The sequence below is a fragment of the Paenibacillus sp. N3.4 genome (genome assembly GCF_008017805.1).
Classification (GTDB): domain Bacteria; phylum Bacillota; class Bacilli; order Paenibacillales; family NBRC-103111; genus Paenibacillus_E.
On sequence record NZ_VRTT01000007.1, the window covers coordinates 49,552 to 68,003 of the forward strand.

Here is an 18,452-nt window from a genome sequence, read left to right on the forward strand (position 1 = left end):
AAATGCTTGACGCGGCTGCTGGAGATCCTTTGCTTGCTTTCCAACGATTTAGTAGCGATATTTTGCTTGCCAATATGAGTGTTTTACTTGCATGTACTCTTTTTCACAAACTAGTCACGGACTTTCCACAAGCTGTTCACGGATATGGCTCTTTCGAGCCATGCAAATGGTTTTATTTGTTCTATAATAATAAGTAACCGGAGAACATGAATGTGACAGCGTTTCAGGAGAAGCGCGCTGTAAATGCTAATATGATCAGGTAATGTGCAGACATTGGCTCTTTTGCAGTAAAGTATGTGAATTTATTCACAATATATTCATAATTGCTTTATTTCCGGCCTATATAGAAATAGAAAGAAGGAATAGCCCAATGGATATTGTTGATTTGGCCCGCCTGCAATTTGCTTCAACTACCATCTTTCATTATATTTTTGTTCCTCTGTCGATTGGCCTATCATTGCTAATTGCGATTATGGAGACATTATATGTCGTGAAGAAAGATGACGGCTACAAAAGAATGGCGCAGTTTTGGGGTAAATTTCTACTGATCAATTTCGCCGTGGGCGTTGTAACCGGAATTTTACAGGAATTTCAATTCGGTATGAATTGGTCTGATTTTAGCCGCTTTGTCGGGGATGTTTTTGGTACACCGTTAGCCATAGAAGCACTTCTAGCCTTTTTCCTGGAGTCGACCTTTATCGGTCTATGGATATTCGGTTGGGATCGGCTGTCCAAGAAAGTGCACTTGCTTAGCATGTGGCTGGTGACGATTGGAACAACACTATCTGCGTTGTGGATTTTGGCGGCTAACTCCTTTATGCAGCGTCCGGTAGGCTTTGAGATTCATAACGGGCGTGCAGAAATGACGGATATCTTCGCTTTGCTGACGAATGGACAGCTGATATGGGAGTTCCCGCACACGATTTTTGCTGCATTTACGACGGGAGCTTTCCTTATTGCCGGGATTAGCGCTTGGTATTTATTAAAACAAAGAGACATTCCGTTTTTCAAAAAATCCTTTCAGATCAGTATTATTGTTGGCCTCATTTCGTCATTCGCTGTCGCCATGTTCGGACATCAGCAAGCCGAATATTTGATTCACACACAGCCGATGAAGATGGCGGCCAGTGAAGCTTTATGGGAAACGAGTTCAGATCCAGCACCCTGGACCGTATTTGCAACCATTGATCCCTCCCAAAAGAAAAACGGGACGGAGTTGAAAATACCTTATTTGCTCAGCGTCCTATCCTATAGTAAATTGTCTGGCTCTGTTCCAGGTATGAAGGAGCTGCAGACAGAATACGAAAATCAATATGGTCCAGGTAACTATATTCCCCCTGTCCGAACGACCTTTTGGAGCTTTCGTATTATGATTGCCGGGGGCGTAGGTATGATTCTTTTGGCCATGTATGGCGTCTATTTGATGTTAAGGAAGCGATTGGAGCAGCCTAATAAGTGGTATTTGAGAATAATGCTCTGGGCTATAGGACTACCGTTCATATCGAATACGGCAGGCTGGATTATGACTGAAATGGGGCGGCAGCCTTGGACCGTATTTGGTATTTTACGTACGGAGGATTCTGTGTCGCCAAGCGTAAGCAAGGGGCAAATCTGGTTTTCATTGATCTCTTTTTCAACCATTTATTTGATCCTGCTTTTTATTTTAATCTTCTTATTTGTACGAACAACGAAGAAAGGGCCTGAACTAGCAGACAAGGTCGAGCATGATATTGAGGACCCATTCGATCAGGAGGTAACGACACATGCTATCTTTAAATGAGCTTTGGTTTATTCTTGTAGCTTTTTTATTCGTAGGCTTTTTCTTTCTGGAAGGCTTTGATTTTGGTGTTGGCATGGCAACCAGGCTGTTAGCTAAAAGTGATGGACAACGTCGGGTGCTGATCAATTCGATCGGCCCTTTCTGGGATGCGAATGAGGTTTGGCTGATTACAGCTGGTGGTGCCATGTTCGCTGCTTTTCCCCATTGGTATGCGACGTTATTCAGCGGTTTCTATACACCATTGGTAGTTGTTCTCCTTGCCCTTATTGGACGCGGCGTAGCCTTCGAATTTAGAGGTAAAGCTGAAGGGAAGATGTGGAAGCAAGCATGGGATATGGCGATATTTGTAGGCAGCCTGGTGCCTCCGCTTTTATTTGGGATTGTATTCGCGGCACTTGTGAAGGGTCTCCCTATTGATGCGAATATGGAGATGCATGCTTCATGGTCCGATATGGTCAATGTTTACACAGTATTCGGCGGCATCGCGGTTGTCATGCTTTGCTTTGTGCACGGCTTGATGTTTACGACGCTGAGAACGATCGGTGATCTGCAGGAACGGGCCAGGAGAATGGCAAGCCGACTTCTTCCATATTTAGGAATATGGCTGCTCATCTTTGCCGTGATGACGTACTTGATGACGGATATTTTTGAAACGAAGGGTGTCGTGTTGAGTATTTCGTTCGTAATGGGGGCTGCTGCTTTTCTCTTATCCGGTTATTTTATGAAGCGTCAAAAAGATGGCTGGGCCTTCGGGATGACAGGCGCCCTCATCATAATATCTATCGCTTCCCTATTTATCGGTTTGTTTCCGAGAGTCATGATTAGCTCGATTGATGCTGCCTACAATTTAACGCTTTCGAATGCGGCATCTAATCCCTATACACTTAAAGTGATGACGATCGTTTCGGTGACCTTGCTTCCCTTTGTACTGGGCTACCAAATTTGGAGTTACTTTGTGTTTCACAAACGGGTTCATGAAGAGGAGCATCTGGAGTACTAGTGGGAAGAGAATGGCTCGGCTACAAAGGGAGCAAGCCGACTATACTTATTCTTACGCTGCTTACCATCGTCCAGGGTTTTTCAATCATAGGTCAGGCTCTAGGACTATCGCAGACGATTAGCGGCATATTTCAAGGTTTTTCCGTTCAGCATAGTTGGCATTTTCTGCTTTTGTTTATAATTTCAATGGTTATCCGTCATTTATGTACGCGACTTCAGCAAGCCATTGCTTATCGATTTGCCGAGGAGACGGGCACTTCACTTCGACAGCAGCTATTCAAACGATTGTTTGAATTAGGGCCCAGACATGCGGCGAGTCAAGGATCAGGCAACTTGGTGACGCTGGGAATTGAAGGCATCGCACAATTCCGTGCGTATTTGGAATTAATCGTTCCCCGTACGATTGGAATGGCTGTCATTCCTGTCATCTTGCTCGGATACGTATGGCTGCAAGATTGGGTAGCAGGATTAATCCTAACCATTACCGTTCCGATCTTAATCGGCTTTATGATATTGCTAGGCTTGGCGGCACGTAAACAAATGGATAAACAGTGGAAATCCTATAGGCTACTATCCAATCACTTCACGGATTCTCTTCGAGGACTCGAAACGCTTCGTTTTCTGGGGCAAAGTCGCAAGCATGTGGAAACGATCGCGCATGTTAGCACGAAATATAGAAAAGCGACGATGCGCACGCTTCGCATTGCTTTTCTTTCCTCGTTTGCGCTCGATTTCTTTACGATGTTATCCGTGGCCTCCGTGGCTGTTAGCTTAGGACTGCGTTTGGTTGACGGCAGAATGAGCTTAGAAACAGCATTGGTTGTGCTGATCGTGGCTCCCGATTATTTCCTTCCCATACGGATGGTAGGCTCGGATTATCATGCCACATTAAATGGAAAGGAAGCAGGCGCGGCGATTCAATCTATTATCGATCATCCGAGGGAAGAAGAAACATCGAGCTCACTATCAGCACCCTTATCATGGACGTTAGATGATCCCATTGTTTTGAGCCATATTCGAGTAAACATCGAAGCGGGCAGTCGTTCTCTCCTTGATGATGTGAGCACAGTGCTGCACGGTGCGCGAAAGATAGGTATTGTTGGTGAGAGCGGTGCAGGAAAATCAACGTTGCTTGACGTGATCGGGGGTTTCCTTGTACCTTCCTCAGGCAGCCTGCTCATCCATAATCAAGTACTCGATGCATCGAATAGACAAGCATGGCAGCAGAAGATTGCCTATATTCCTCAACAGCCACATCTGTTTAGTGTATCAATTGCAGATAATATTCGTTTCTATGAGCCAGAAGCAACGGAGGAGCAAGTGGAAGCAGCCATTCGTGCTGTCGGTTTATCGCAGCTTGTCAAAAACATGCCTCAGGGGGGCAAGGAAATGATCGGAGAAGGAGGAAGACCGCTAAGTGGAGGACAGGCACAACGAGTGGCGCTTGCTAGAGCATTTCTTGGCAGACGACCCATCCTGCTCTTGGATGAGCCTACCTCACATCTCGATATTGAGACTGAACTTGAATTAAAGACGACCATGCTTAACATTTTTGCAGACAGACAGCTTATTATCGCAACGCATCGTTTACATTGGATGGCGCAAATGGATCTGATTATAGTCATGCATGAAGGGAAAATGGTTGAATCGGGAACACACGAGCAGCTGCTGGCACATCAAGGGAAGTACGTGCAACTGCTCGAAGCACAAGCAGGAGGGGCATTGGTATGACTTCTAAAGGATGGTTCAAACGATATATGTACCGTTATTTGTGGCGGTTTATGATCGCTGCACTTTTAGGAAGCTTCGCTGTATGCTGCGCGACAGGCTTATTATTTACTTCAGGCTACTTGATTTCCAAATCAGCGATGCGCCCGGAAAATATATTAATGGTTTATGTGCCTATCGTACTTGTAAGAACCTTTGGCTTTGGTAAAGCCGTCATGCAGTATGTGCAAAGATTGGTTGGACATGATACCACGATGCGTATTTTATCGGATATGCGTGTCCGACTTTACCGTGTGCTTGAACCGCAGGCGCTGTTTATTCGCTCAAGGTTTCGTACGGGAGAAATGCTCGGTTTACTGGCTGATGATATTGAACAATTACAGCAAATTTATCTCCAAACGGTTCTGCCTATCGTTACAGCTTTAGTCATTTATGCAGCCAGCGTAATCGTTCTAGGAAGCTTTGATGTCATGTTCGCTTTATGGATGGCCCTGTATTTCGCTGTGCTGTTGTTTATCATCCCAGGCATTTCCTTGTGGGTTGTCAAGTCTAGGCAGCAGCGTGTGAAGCAAGGAAGAAGCTTGATTTATGAGCAACTGACTGATGCCTTGTTTGGATTGCGAGACTGGGCTATGAGCGGCCGAACAGCAACCTTTATGAATGCTTATGACGATGCGGAGAGCAAGGTATTCCGGTTAGAGAAACGCTTAAAAAGTTGGCAGTATACGCGGAATTTTGTGACACAATTGCTCACAGGTTTCGCCGTGTTGATCATGATCGTTTGGGCAAGCGGGCAGGTCGAAGACGGTAAAATTGCACTTGCTTATATGGCTGCATTCGTCCTGGCTATGTTCCCGCTAATGGATGCCTTCTTGCCCGCAGCTGATGCGGTTGAACGTATACCAACCTATCAGGAATCATTCAAACGACTTGGGCGTGTGGAATCTATGCAAGGAGAACCGACCCAACAAGCGGATTCCCAGCAACCATTATCTAATCAAAAAGCTCATATCAGCTTGCTAAGCGTAAGCTACTGTCATGAAGGATATACCAATCAAAGTATCCGTGAACTTACACTGGATATACCGCAGGGCAAACGTATAGCCATTCTTGGGTCAAGCGGTGCAGGAAAAACGACCTTATTGAATGTAATTCAAGGCGCAATTGTTCCTAGCAGCGGGCGAGCTAATCTGAATGGTTTACCTATACACCATTTTGATCAAGCGGAGTGGTTTGCCGTTCTTAACCAAAGTCCACACTTGTTTGATACTACGATTGCCAATAACATCCGTCTGGGTAAGCGTCGTGCAACCGAAGAGGAGATACACGAAGCTGCCCAGAGAGTGAAGCTGGATCCATTAATCGCAAGCTTACCCCAAGGTTATTTGACAAAAGTGGAAGAGATGGGACAGCGGTTTTCCGGAGGCGAAAGGCAGCGGATCGCATTGGCGCGTATTTTATTGCAGGATACGCCTGTCGTTCTTCTTGACGAACCGACGACAGGACTGGATCCGACAACCGAACGCAATTTGCTTGCTACTTTATTGGAAGTTCTTGAGGGGAAAACGCTTATATGGGTGACGCATCATCTGCTTGGCGTCGAACATATGGATGAAGTCATTTTTATGGAGCAGGGATCGATTACGATGCGGGGCACGCATGATCAGCTAATGGCGAATTTCGAGAGATACAGAAAGTTATATCAGCTCGATCATCCGTTTAATTGATTTCCATCTATCCGCTACTCCTCTGGGCTTGCACTTCGAAAGTGCTGGGGCGAAATTCTTTCTATTTTTTTGAACATCCGGCTGAAATAAAAAGGATCTTGATAGCCAACTTCTTCGGCAATGTCTTTTACGCTTTTACTCGTATTCAGTAGTAAATATTTGGCGCGCTGTGCCCGCAGCTGGTGAATATAATGGTGAATGTTCGTACGCGCATATTTTTTAAACACTTGGCATAAATACTCATATTTTCGGTTCAATACTTGCTCCAGCTGATCTTTGGAAATATCTGATTCATAGGAATTGTTTAAGTGGTTGACCAGCTCTCGAAAAGTGATATAAGAAGCTGAGAAATTCGTATCGACAGAGCTTTGCTCCAAAAAATCATTTGCGATGAGCCGAAGGATTTCGGCCAGCAATAAGGTCGCCTGGAAACGGAAATAGCCCTTTGGCTGTTTCATGGTGGACACAAGCTCTTCAAATAAACCAAGCAGCTTATAACGCTGAATGGCTTGGAATTGACGAGGGACGACCAGGACATCCTCATGACGGATATCGGTCGTTCGCAGTTCTGTCCGTTCGGCATGGACAATATTAAGTTGGCTCGCTTGATCCAATAGGAATTCATTCAGGCCGGGATCACAAGAAAACTGTGCCCAAAAGAATTGACCTTGGCGCTCCTGAGGATTCCAGCCTGTATGCGATTCCCATGGCTGCATCAGGAGCGATTGGCCGGATTGCAGGGTCATCTGAGTTTCGTTGGTTTGCAGATGCACGGTTCCGTCGGCAATGACGACCAACTCGTAATAAGGATTATGATGCTGCTCAAAAAAAGAACGGTTATTCGTATCGAATAGACCCGCCCAAATGACGTCAAGCTTAGACAATCGAGAGAAAGAGTAGTACATGGCATGACATCCTCCCATATTTATTGTTTCATAGACTAAATCATGTACATGGATTGATGTAGAAACCGCACGTATGATGAACGCATGACCATTATATCAAAATAACGGAGGTTTCTACATGAGCTGTCAGATTCTGAATGAAAAGGATTACTATCGAATCGTCTATGGGGGATGGCTGGGGAAAAATATCGGGGGGACGCTTGGTGCGCCGGTTGAGGGCGAAATGGAGCTGCTGAAGTTAACCTTTTATCCGGAACTGCCGGATGGTCCACTCGAGAACGATGATTTGGACCTGCAATTGGTGTGGCTGCATGCATTGGAGCAATACGGTCCAGGCTTGACTGCCCATGATCTTGGACAGGAATGGTTGGAGCATGTGTTTTTCCCATTCGATGAATACGGTTACGCGCTCACGAATTTGAGAAGGGGATTAATCGCTCCGGTCGCGGGGGCGTTTAATAATCCCTTTACGAACTGCATGGGCTCGCCCATTCGTTCTGAAATTTGGGCTATGGTAGCACCCGGATCGCCAGAAACGGCAGCTCATTATGCGTATCAAGATGCTATCGTTGACCACGCTGGCGGAGAAGGCGTTTACGGAGAAATGTTTTTTGCCGCGCTGGAGAGTGCGATTTTCTTCGAGAAAGATCGAGATCGATTAATTGCCATCGGGATGACCTATATCCCCGAAGATTGCCGGACCGCCAAAGCTTTGAAGGACCTGCTGTGCTGGCATAAGGAAGGGAAGGACTGGATCGAAGCGCGTGCGTTAATTTTGGAGCATCATGGCAGCGACAACTTTACAGACGCCCCGCAAAATATTGCTTTTACCATCTTGGGTTGGTTGTATGGCAAGGATTTCGAAGATGCCATATTAAAGGCTGTCAACTGTGGGTATGATACCGATTGCACCGCAGCAACGCTCGGAGCCATCTTGGGGATGCTGCTCGGTCCCGAAGGGCTGCCGGCAGCATGGGTGGACCCGGTCGGCGATCGCATTGTCGTCAGCCCGCCTATCAATGGCTTTCCCGCGCCGAAGGATTTGGATGAGTTGACTCGGCGTACGATCCGTATGGGCAAACAAATACTTGCTGCTTGGGATACGGGCATTCTGGTACATCCAGATCTGCCTACCTCATGGCATAAGCCCGCAGTTACAGACCATAAGCAATCAAGGATTGGTGAGCTATGGACAAGGAAGACAACGGCTAATCACTACATGCTGCCTCAAGGAAGCCAAAATAATCCGGATGTCGAGCTGGATATTGATTTCGGGCAAGCAGGTCCTGCCATTGGCGTGAATCAAAAGAAAACAGTGGATATTACGCTGACTAATCGTTCATTAACCCCGATAACAGGCTGGCTCGCTTTAGAGGTGCCTGAAGGCTGGGAGGGGCCAAAGTCGCTTGAAATTAGTCTACAGCATAACGAATCCTTCGTATGGAACACAGACATTCGAGCATCGGAAACGGCTAAACCAAGCTATGAGCTTGTATGCGTTTGGACGCGATATCATGACCAATCGATATGGGCTGCTCAGAGAGTGCCATTTTCACTGGTCCATGCTGCCAAATGGACCGTCTGGGGTCCGAATGGCGGTGAGGGCAAAGACGTGTATGTCCCAGGCAATCGGTTGGAGTTGGAACAGGCGCTTGTTTCAGAAAGCGACGGTTTGTACCGTGCACAAACGACGCTATTTAACCCCGTCGAACGGAAAGTACGGCTCATTGCAGCGGCAAACAGTCCGGCCACACTGAAGTTAAACGGACAGATCCTCATCCAATGTGAAGAAAGTTTGGCGTTCATACCGGCTTATCATCGAGCTCCGGATGAACAATGGGTTGAGCTGACTTTAGCTGCCGGGAGCTATAAGGCTGAAATAGAGGTATTAAGGAAAGGCAGCCCTCTGGAGGTCTATGTCTTGCCGGTATCGCTAAAGAACACAACAACCCCTGGACCTCATTACTATTTTACAGATATATTGTTCGGATGAATGATGAGAATTGATGCCCATCAACACTATTGGCTAACGGAACGTGGCGATTATGGCTGGTTGACCCCTGAGCAGGGGATTCTTTTTGCGGACTATATGCCGAATCAATTAAGGGATGACTTGAAACGTCATAGCTTCGAGCGCACCATTGTCGTTCAAGCCGCTCCTACGATAGAAGAAACTGAGTTTCTGCTAGCTTTATATGAGGAGTATGAAAGTATTGCTGGTGTCGTTGGGTGGGCGGATCTGGATTCGCCGTTATTTGGTGAGCAGTATGCTCACCTTCGCAAACATAAAGGATTTGTGGGATTTCGTCCCATGCTGCAGGACTTGGAGGATTCTTGGATTCTTCGGCCACAAGTCATGAATAATTTAAAGCTGGTGGTGGAGGATGATTTTCCACTGGATTTACAGCTTAGGCCAAGGCATCTCCCTTATGTGTTGGAGGTGCTGCGGAGCTTTCCTACGCTTCGGGCTGTAGTCGATCATGCGGCCAAGCCATTTGTCGCTGAACGCGTCATCGAACCATGGAAGACGCTGTTGGCTGAACTGGCTGCATATCCTCATATCATGTGCAAGCTGTCAGGACTGGTTACAGAAGCGAATCAGCCATCTTGGCGTTGGGAGGATTTGGTTCCCTATGTGCATGCAGTCATTGACATGTTTGGCACAGATCGTATTATGTTCGGCAGCGATTGGCCGGTATGTTTAACAACCTGCAGCTACGACGAGGTCTATCATGCTTTGCGAAATGCCTTACCTGTTCATTTACCGGAAAAAGCAGTTTCTGCACTATTCGGAGAAAATGCAGCTCGATTTTATCAAATCGTTAGATAAAGAAAATAGATTTTGCAATTCACATATAAAAGATGATGTATTTACAAAATAAAGGTGAGCATTTATTATGTATAGGAGTGGAGTTGGAAGGGGAATCTACAAATGGCAGTAGCTTGCTTGTAATGGAAGGGAAATCACAAAAAATTCTATGATTTTTTCATAGGATAAGTGCGCCCTTTTGACCCATTACAAGGAACTCCACGCATCGTATTTATTTAAATCTGCGGAGTGCCTTTTTGAGGTACTCCGTTTTTATTTTAAGGAGAGAAAAATATGATACAGCCATTTATCAATAATCATCAGTTTAACTTTATTCATAAACAAGTGGGTTTGTTAAAAAATAGCAGCAATGACCAAAAAGTTATGGATGCAGTCAGATATAGTATTGAAACGAAAGTCATTCAACAGTTTAGTCAGATTTCAGACATGAACAAACAAATGCTGCAAAAGGTTTCTACCTTAGAAAAAGTGGATGAGTTTCAGGATTACCTGGATCAGATTGAATCTCACTTGATTGAATTTCCGCGAGTCACAGAATCACAATTAAAAAAATTATTTCCCAAGATTAAGAAATTAAAGCTTCCTGAATTAGAAGTGATCGATTACCAGCATTTAACCTACCTTGGTTGGATCGATATATCTTCTAATAAGTTTTTCATTGTTTATAACTATGCGGGAAAAATGGTTGGTATTGAAGGGAAATATACGTTAACCAACAAAAAAGGGATATGCGCGTTATGCAATGGACATGGAGAGATTGCTTTAGTAACCGCCATGACGAAGTCAAGACCTGCTAATTCACCTGATTATTATAAAAGCGTAGGCAACTACATGTGTATTGACAGTCATAAGTGTAATAAAAACATAACTGATGTTACTTATTTAGAGAGATTCATTCAAGATGTAATTGGATAATAAGGTGAAAAATTAATCAAGCAGTGAAGAGAAATAAAATATAAAATTTAGACCCTCAGCCCGTAGCTGTGGGTCACTTTTTTATATAAGAATACCTATTTGTCAGAGATAATGGTAAAATATTGGTAAAATCAATCGTGCTTTACTTGGAGAGGGAGCCTAAAATGGTTCATTTGCCTAAGCAATTCGTTCATACGCTGAAAGAAATTCATAAGGAAAAAGCAGAATCATGGTTGGATACATTTGATCAGTTCCTTGTTGAATGTGAAAAACGTTGGGATATGGAAATTATGCCGCACTTTGATTTATCTTATCATTTTGTTGCACCTGCCAGACTGAAAGATGGAACAGAAATCGTCGTAAAGCTTGCCGTTCCAAATAAAGAATTTAATGCTGAGGTCGAAGCGCTTACCCTCTTTAATGGAAAAGGGATGGTCAAAATCATAGACGTTGATTTGGCAAAAGGGATTCTAATACTCGAACGGCTGCTTCCCGGAGAAACGTTAGCTTCCTTAGATAGTGATGAAGAGGCAACACTTATAGCCGCGCAAGTCATGAAAAATCTGTGGATTCCTGCCCCTTTTTCATCTGGAATTCCAACTGCTCTACAAAGAGAAAAGAACTTGGAAGATATTGTTAAGTTGTGTGAGGACAGTCTTGGGCCTATTACGAAAGAAATTCTCCAAGAGGCATTAGGTATTTTCCAGGAAATGAACAAGATGCCTGCCACACCTTATTTACTTCATGGTGATTTGCATCATTACAATATTTTATCGGCGGATAGGGAAAGGGAACCATGGCTGGCAATTGATCCTAAAGGATTGATTGGGGACAAAGAATACGATGTCATTCAATTTCTATTAAATAAACTTCCCAATGAAAATGCAGCACATGTGATTGAGAAGCGGATCGACATATTGGTTGAAGAGCTGAACTTGGACAAGAAGAAAGTGCTTTTGTGGGGTTTTTCGCATGCCGTTCTCGCCACATGTTGGACAATTGGTGAAGATGGCCATTATAACGAGGCTTTTTTTAAGACAATAGATGTTTTTAAAAATTTACGAAGTGGGATCGCTTGATTTCATCGACGTCTCCGTGTGATATTTGTGTAGGAGTGGGTCTGGAGGATAAGATTTGAAAGATATCATGATAAAATTCATTTTATTTGTTCTATTTCTTTTTGTATTAATGTGGATACTTGATTATTTTAAAGGACAATGGATTGTTCAAGCTTTTCTACTCGTTATTCTCTCTTTTGTCTACTCCATTATTGAATCCAAAGTAATTGTTCATATCCATACGGTTGTACAGCATTTGACGAAGAGAAAAAGGTAGAACGGAGTCAAATAGTCTATGCTCGACATGAAGACACGCATAAACCAAAAGGAGCAACATACAACATGAATGAAAATAATCCATTATTAGCAGCGTACTGGCAAACAGCCTATCCACTAATTGGACATGGTAAAAGAAATATCCAGATTTTGAAAGAAGCATTGAAGGATGTTGATGGTAACCAGGAAAGTGATATGTATGGTAAAGGTCAGGTGATCGAAGACTTTCAAGATCGCATTGCTAAATACTTAGGAAAAGAATCAGCTGTATTTTTCCCAAGCGGGACTATGGCTCAGCAAATCGCCTTAAGAATTTGGTGTGATAAGAAGGGTCTGAGAAAAGTTGCCTATCATCCCCTTAGTCACTTAGAGATTCATGAAGAAGATGGGCTCAAAGAATTGCATCATATTATTCCCATCTTGCTAGGGGATAGAAGTCGACCTGTTGAATTGGAAGATGTGTTGAATTTAAACGAGGATATTTCGTGTTTATTATTGGAATTACCGCAACGTGAAATTGGCGGACAATTACCGTCATACAAAGATCTTGAAGCAATCTCCGCATATTGTCGCGAAAAAGGGATAAGGCTGCACCTGGATGGGGCAAGACTTTTTGAAATTCTCCCTTATTATCAAAAGTCGGCTGCTGAAATTTGCCAGCTTTTTGATAGTGTGTATGTCTCCTTTTACAAAGGGATCGGTGGAATAGCGGGAGCGATTCTTGCCGGCGACGAGACCTTTACCAAGCAATCGAAGGTGTGGAAAAGACGACACGGCGGCGATCTTATCAGCCTATATCCATATATCATTAGTGCTGATTATTATTTTGCAAACAGGATTTCTCAAATGGACCAGTATTATAATGAAGCGAAAGAGCTGGCCGAATTTTATAATCAGTGCTATGCTGCGGCAACGCGGCCAATGGAGCCTGTATCGAATATGTTTCATGTGCAAATCGATATGCCTAAAGAGAAGCTGGAACCGATATTGATTGAGCTATATGAGGCAACAGGTGTTGGTTTGACGTCCAACCTAAGAGAAGCCAGTGAGACTTCTTGTTATTTCGAGGTTCATATTGGTGATCGATATGCTCATGTTTCTAAAGAAAAGATAAAGGAAACTTTTCAAATGTTTGATGAGAAGATCAAAGGAGCTTTACAAAGCTAACACAACGGTTACGATGTAATAAATTTGATGAATTCCGTATTTTCTCCATTCCTGCTCAGTCAAGTCCCGAAGCGTTGTCATAGAATAGAAGAAAGGGACGAGTGCGATGAGAGGAAGTGCTTGAAACATGAAGAAGAAAACATACAAGTCCAAAAAAAGGCGGCCCGCGAACATGGAAATCGCGCAAGCGACTGCCCAAATTAGTCAAGTGATGAATAGGGTACCTGTATTAATTGCTTTAACAGACGGCAGCTATTATTACGGAATGATTCGTGGCGTACAAGGTCAAGAACTGCTTTTAGAAGGCGTGAAAGGGAAGAAGAAGCTTCCTAGAAATTTGAATAAAGAAAAAGCGAGCATCTCAGGATTAGGCGGTTTGGTCAAGATGTTTGGTGGCGGTGGGTTAGGCAGCCTTTTGGGCGGCTTCGGTGGAGGCGGAAGCGGAAGCAGCGGTGCGAGCAAAGGTGGAGGCTTTTTTGGCAAAATTGGCGGTTTCATGAAGATTGGGATGGGAGTGCTTAAATTTATTATGCCATTAATGGGTGGCTTTGGATTTTAACCTGAGGCATACAACTGCACGCACGCCCATAATAGTAAAAACCAACAAAAAAGATCGCTTGGATGGAAATCTTCTGTCCGAATGATCTTTTTCTTGTATATCATCGCTTAACGTTGGCGGCAATCTAAAGTTCCCTATATTTTTCTAATTCATGGTGCTGTATATGGGCGATCCGACCTCTGGTTAATTGCAGCAGTCCTTCGTTTTTAAGCGATTTCAGCGTCCGGCTGATGACTTGACTTCAGGGCCGTTCCCAGCTCTATGGACAGCGTGTCAGGGTAATTGTCAGAGTATCACTACCGTCATCTGTAAAAGAAATACAGCTACACGTCCGCGAATTGATTTGAAATGAATACTATCCAGCAGGTTAGACATGATGAGCAGTTTTTTGGCGAACATTTTGAAATTAAACTACCGGAAGTTTTTTAACGGTCCATCCATTATCTGAATGCGAGAACCGGAATGACCAGCGCCAGCCCCGGTTTTTCAGTACTTGCGGTAGCTTCATATTCACTCTCGCCGAGGATGCTGGACATCATGAGTGGATAGCACTCACCTCTGTTGATCCGATACAGAGTGATTTCTCTATCTGCTGTCACTAATTTTAAATATGCGTACAACTCCCTCCGGAATAAGATCAGCATGTTCTAAGAACCGACCGTGCCTCAATGACATGGCTGGGCAGCATTTCCACACGGATATGCTAATGTGCCATGTCATATTGCTCAGAACAAAGCTTGCGTAATCATTTTGGGAAATCTACATGCGGGATAATGAACTGTAAAGCTGTTTTTCCGCGTTACGGAAGACAATTGGTCCTTCAGCGATGCTGTAAGCACGAAAAATGTGCTAACAGTAAAGGAAAAAGAGAAAACGGGCAATAAAATGAGCTGTAAAGCTGTTTTTCCCCGTTACGGAGGGCAAATGTTCCATCGTCGCAAACAGGTATTTACTTTCCGGTTGGTGAAATCAATAAAAACACAAAGTAGAGCATGCATTTCCCTGGAAACACTGCGTTCATCTGTACGCCTGACGGAAGGGGTCAGCATAGTGAGAATGAATGGAATCGGGGACAGGCCGATCAAAACGAAGGTGCTGATCTATTTTCTGCCTATTATTATATTAGCGGTCATTCTGACAGGGCTCGCCTCTTATTTATCTGCTGTCAGCCAGTTAAAGAAAAACGCTTACTCGTTGCTAAGCGATACCCTGTACCAGACAAATATATTTCTGAAAATGATAAATTCACTACAGTTTTGAGCGACATAGTTGCGATTGAGAATACAAACGCTTACAAAAACATTGTTTCGGATACGAAGAGCACAGCTGGCCCCTACTCCAATTATGATGATGTGATTCAGCTGAAAAAAGCGTTCGAAGATGCATATACGAATCACTTTCAAATGATCGATTCCATGTATCTGACCTTGAGTAATGGCAAGGAATTTGATTTGCATAAGGATATTGTTACCCGCAAAGTAGGGATTCATTTGCCGGAATGGATGGAGCGTTACAGTGGGAAGGAACGGAATTATTTTTGGCTGAATAGTTATGCAGATCATGTGTTTGAATCGAGTCAACCGCGTGAGGTTATGAGTGTATACAAGGTGATTGGAGTAAGGAATCTCCTGTAAGGGGCATCATGCTCTTTAATTTACGAACCGATTATTTCTTGAATATTATGAAAAATGTGAAGGTAAGCCCGAACGGATATATGGCGTTGGTAAGTCCGGGCGGCTCGGTTATTTATTCGAAAGCGACCTCTTCGGGGAACGAAATTCGTCCGGAGGGAATCGATTTTTTGACGAACCATATCGGTTATAACGGAAGTTTTAATGTGAAGAATATTGCCGGCCAACAGATGATCGTCATGTTCAATACGCTGGGTTCGAACCAATGGGCGCTAGCGGTGATCGTTCCGGAAGACGAAATGATTCAGAAAGAGGGGCAGATCAAATATATTTCGCTGAGTATTATTGCGCTATGGGAATAATACTCAGCCAAGGATATACTGATTTTGGATGGTTTGACATCAAAACGAAAACGGAGAGTCTTCACGTCTGTTATGACGTGAGGCTCTTTTTTATATATAGGTACGTTAAGATAATCTTAAGAATTGTCCCCACAATCTGTTAAGATTCAGCGGCTATACTAAATATCATGATCGCTATCCACATTTTGATTGTATTTACCAGACCAACTTGATACGTTTATGGATATCCGCAAAACACAGTACATTAGGTTAAAACTAGTTTTTACTTACACTGAAATGCAAAGGAGGGTACCCATGATGGCACAACCTACGATACTCCTTGTCGACGACGAGAAAGAAATCATAGATATGCTGGCCATTTATTTGAACAATGAGGGTTATCAGTTGCTCCGTGCAGCTGATGGAACGGAAGCCTTGGAAGTGCTTCAACGGGAAGAGGTTGACCTCATCGTTCTCGATATTATGATGCCGAAAATGGATGGGATCGAAGCTTGTTTCAAAATCCGCGAACAAAAAAACATGCCGATCATCATGCTCTCTGCAAAGAGTCAAGACATGGATAAAATCTGGGGCTTAAGTTCAGGCGCCGACGATTACATGAGCAAACCGTTTAATCCTTTGGAGCTTATTGCTCGAATTAAATCTCAATTGCGCCGATATACCAGGCTTAATGTACCTCATGCCAACAAGGACCACGAGCTCGAAGTAGATGATCTGACGATCAACACACAGACGCATGAAGTCAAGCTGGATGGTAAAGAAATTAAGCTAACCCCGAGGGAATTCGCCATTCTTGAGCTACTGGTCCGTAACCGGGGGATGGTGTGGAGCACGGAGAAAATGTACGAAACCATTTGGAAAGAAGCGTATTATGACTCCGATAATACGGTTATGGTGCATATCCGTAAAATCCGTGAAAAAATCGAGCAAAATCCAAGAAAACCAAGGTTTATAAAAACGGTGTGGGGGGTTGGCTACAAAGTTGAATAATCGATACGATTTTGATCCTTACTCTAGGCTGAACCGATTTCCGTTTACCTTTTTCCCTTTTAACCTGCTTCGAAAGCTGATTATTTTGGTTCGGACGCTGTATAAGATTAGTATGAGCCATGTGAAGCGAAGCGTACGAATGCAGTTGATGTTAACCTTTGGTATCTGTTTGTTGGCGGCATCACTGAGTTATGGCATCTGTTCTAATCTGTTTGGAGAAATGCGGCGACAGGCTGTTATTGACTATAAGTACGGAATTGAACGAATAGATAGTGAAGCTCGCAGCTTGGTTAATGAATTATCGTCCATTCAAAATCAAAGAGCTCCCTCTGTTAACTTTGACAATCACGTGGCCTGGATGAATGATCAGAAATTCAAGGTTCTCGTAACCGACCTGGATGGTAAGGTCGTATATCGAAGTCAAAACGCGGCGGAAACAAATGTCGAAATTCACAATGTGATAGGTAATGCGATGAATGCTCGGACGGATCAGGATTATGGACGCAAAGAATTTTCCAGTTTTTACCCAGTCAACTATATGGGGCAAAAATCATATCTGATTGTCTCCGGCATCCCGGAACCGCACATTACGTATCGGAAGGGTGAAAGCCCGCTGTCCTTGCTGAGCGCTGTTGCTGTTTTTATCCTTTTGTTCTACTTTATGACACAAAAGAAAATGCGCCACGTTGAGGAACTGGCTGGTGGTTTACGCATCATTGCAACGGGGAATTTGGATTACCGCGTCATTGAACGCAGTCAAGATGAGCTTGGTTCCCTGGCCCGAGATCTGAACTTCATGGCGGAGGATCTGCAGAAAAGGATTGAAGAGGAAAGAAGGAACGAACGTTTGAAGCGCGAGCTGATAACGAATGTTTCCCATGATTTACGCACTCCTTTGACGCTTATTATGGGTTACTTGCGGCTGCTGCATGATAAGGGCTACGAAACTCCTGAGCAGGCAGCCGGCTATGTTAGCATTGCGTATAATAAATCTGAGAAGCTGAAGCTGCTCATCGATGACCTATTCGAGTACACAAAATTATCCAATCGTGACGTGCCTCTTTACAAAGAAGGTGTTGCGATCAATGAGCTATTAGACCAATTACTGGAGGAGTTTGTCACACCGGCTGAGGAGCAGCAGCTTACGATCCACCGCACCATTCCGAAAGAGGAACTGCTGGTTCGCATTGACGTGGATAAGATGATTCGTGTATTCGAAAATCTGTTGGGAAATGCCCTTAAGTACAGCTTGAAGCCGGGGGCAATTACAGTCAGTCTTCGCCATGATTATCGTTATGTTACGCTGCAAGTAAGCAATCAATCGGAATTGCTTAGCGACGACGCTTTGCATCAGTTATTTGATCGGTTCTACCGGGTCGAAGCTTCACGTTCTTCCAATACCGGTGGGTCAGGCCTTGGGCTTGCCATTGCCAAAAGTATTGTGGAGTCGCACGAAGGCTCCATTTGGGCCGAGCAAAGCGGTGGACAGATTCACTTTTTTGTAAAATTGAAGCTTATTTAGTCA

General features: G+C 44.0%; 17 protein-coding genes. 16 read left to right on the top strand and 1 reads right to left on the bottom strand.

All coding sequences use genetic code 11. The features are described from left to right. Positions 1 to 370: 370 nt before the first annotated feature. The 4 genes from FU659_RS05790 to cydC are packed head-to-tail and all read left to right on the top strand — an operon-like array spanning position 371 to position 6,234. Positions 371 to 1,780, top strand: a complete 1,410-nt coding sequence (locus FU659_RS05790; RefSeq protein ID WP_147946687.1) for a cytochrome ubiquinol oxidase subunit I — start codon at positions 371 to 373, stop codon at positions 1,778 to 1,780. Beyond that, complete coding sequence (cydB, locus tag FU659_RS05795; protein WP_147946688.1) at positions 1,764 to 2,780, top strand: cytochrome d ubiquinol oxidase subunit II; 1,017 nt, start codon at positions 1,764 to 1,766, stop codon at positions 2,778 to 2,780. The genes FU659_RS05790 and cydB overlap by 17 nt, the downstream gene beginning before the upstream one ends. After that, the gene (gene cydD, locus FU659_RS05800) at positions 2,780 to 4,510 is read left to right on the top strand and encodes a thiol reductant ABC exporter subunit CydD (RefSeq protein ID WP_147946689.1); all 1,731 of its coding nucleotides are present in this window, start codon (positions 2,780 to 2,782) and stop codon (positions 4,508 to 4,510) included. The genes cydB and cydD overlap by 1 nt, the downstream gene beginning before the upstream one ends. Next, positions 4,507 to 6,234, top strand: coding sequence for a thiol reductant ABC exporter subunit CydC (cydC, locus tag FU659_RS05805; protein WP_147946690.1), 1,728 nt, complete (start codon positions 4,507 to 4,509; stop codon positions 6,232 to 6,234). Before cydD ends, cydC begins: the two co-directional genes overlap by 4 nt. Before the next feature lie 14 nt (positions 6,235 to 6,248). Here the strand turns inward: cydC and FU659_RS05810 are convergent, their stop codons facing one another. Then, entirely contained in the window at positions 6,249 to 7,139 is an 891-nt protein-coding gene (locus FU659_RS05810; protein WP_187273924.1) for an AraC family transcriptional regulator, read from the bottom strand. 118 nt (positions 7,140 to 7,257) lie between these two features. Between FU659_RS05810 and FU659_RS05815 the strand changes: the two genes are divergently transcribed. From FU659_RS05815 to FU659_RS05870, 12 genes are all read left to right on the top strand, one after another. After that, positions 7,258 to 9,132, top strand: coding sequence for an ADP-ribosylglycohydrolase family protein (locus tag FU659_RS05815; protein ID WP_147946692.1), 1,875 nt, complete (start codon positions 7,258 to 7,260; stop codon positions 9,130 to 9,132). Next, on the top strand, positions 9,133 to 9,969 hold the full coding sequence (locus FU659_RS05820; RefSeq protein WP_261807642.1) for an amidohydrolase family protein: 837 nt from the start codon (positions 9,133 to 9,135) through the stop codon (positions 9,967 to 9,969). Between the two features lie 273 nt (positions 9,970 to 10,242). Beyond that, positions 10,243 to 10,884 carry a FusB/FusC family EF-G-binding protein gene (locus FU659_RS05825; protein WP_147946693.1) on the top strand — a complete coding sequence of 214 codons (642 nt, stop codon included), beginning with the start codon at positions 10,243 to 10,245 and terminating at the stop codon, positions 10,882 to 10,884. A gap of 164 nt (positions 10,885 to 11,048) precedes the next feature. Continuing rightward, positions 11,049 to 11,963: an aminoglycoside phosphotransferase family protein gene (locus FU659_RS05830; RefSeq protein ID WP_147946694.1), complete on the top strand. Its 915-nt coding sequence runs from the start codon at positions 11,049 to 11,051 to the stop codon at positions 11,961 to 11,963. 55 nt (positions 11,964 to 12,018) lie between these two features. Then, positions 12,019 to 12,219 (top strand): hypothetical protein, encoded by a 201-nt coding sequence (locus tag FU659_RS05835; RefSeq protein WP_147946695.1) that lies wholly within the window; start codon positions 12,019 to 12,021, stop codon positions 12,217 to 12,219. Positions 12,220 to 12,284: 65 nt separating this feature from the next. Continuing rightward, on the top strand, positions 12,285 to 13,385 hold the full coding sequence (locus FU659_RS05840; RefSeq protein WP_147946696.1) for a threonine aldolase family protein: 1,101 nt from the start codon (positions 12,285 to 12,287) through the stop codon (positions 13,383 to 13,385). 127 nt (positions 13,386 to 13,512) lie between these two features. Then, a complete protein-coding gene (locus FU659_RS05845) occupies positions 13,513 to 13,944 on the top strand; it encodes a hypothetical protein (protein ID WP_147946697.1) in 432 nt (143 codons plus the stop codon). 846 nt (positions 13,945 to 14,790) lie between these two features. Further along, a complete protein-coding gene (locus tag FU659_RS36245; RefSeq protein WP_222708483.1) occupies positions 14,791 to 15,204 on the top strand; it encodes a hypothetical protein in 414 nt (137 codons plus the stop codon). Beyond that, positions 15,201 to 15,578: a hypothetical protein gene (locus tag FU659_RS05855; RefSeq protein ID WP_147946699.1), complete on the top strand. Its 378-nt coding sequence runs from the start codon at positions 15,201 to 15,203 to the stop codon at positions 15,576 to 15,578. The genes FU659_RS36245 and FU659_RS05855 overlap by 4 nt, the downstream gene beginning before the upstream one ends. Before the next feature lie 8 nt (positions 15,579 to 15,586). After that, positions 15,587 to 15,937 (top strand): PDC sensor domain-containing protein, encoded by a 351-nt coding sequence (locus FU659_RS05860; RefSeq protein ID WP_147946700.1) that lies wholly within the window; start codon positions 15,587 to 15,589, stop codon positions 15,935 to 15,937. A gap of 297 nt (positions 15,938 to 16,234) precedes the next feature. Next, positions 16,235 to 16,927, top strand: coding sequence for a response regulator transcription factor (locus FU659_RS05865; RefSeq protein WP_147946752.1), 693 nt, complete (start codon positions 16,235 to 16,237; stop codon positions 16,925 to 16,927). After that, positions 16,920 to 18,449: a sensor histidine kinase gene (locus FU659_RS05870; RefSeq protein ID WP_261807643.1), complete on the top strand. Its 1,530-nt coding sequence runs from the start codon at positions 16,920 to 16,922 to the stop codon at positions 18,447 to 18,449. The genes FU659_RS05865 and FU659_RS05870 overlap by 8 nt, the downstream gene beginning before the upstream one ends. The last annotated feature ends 3 nt before the right edge of the window (positions 18,450 to 18,452 follow it).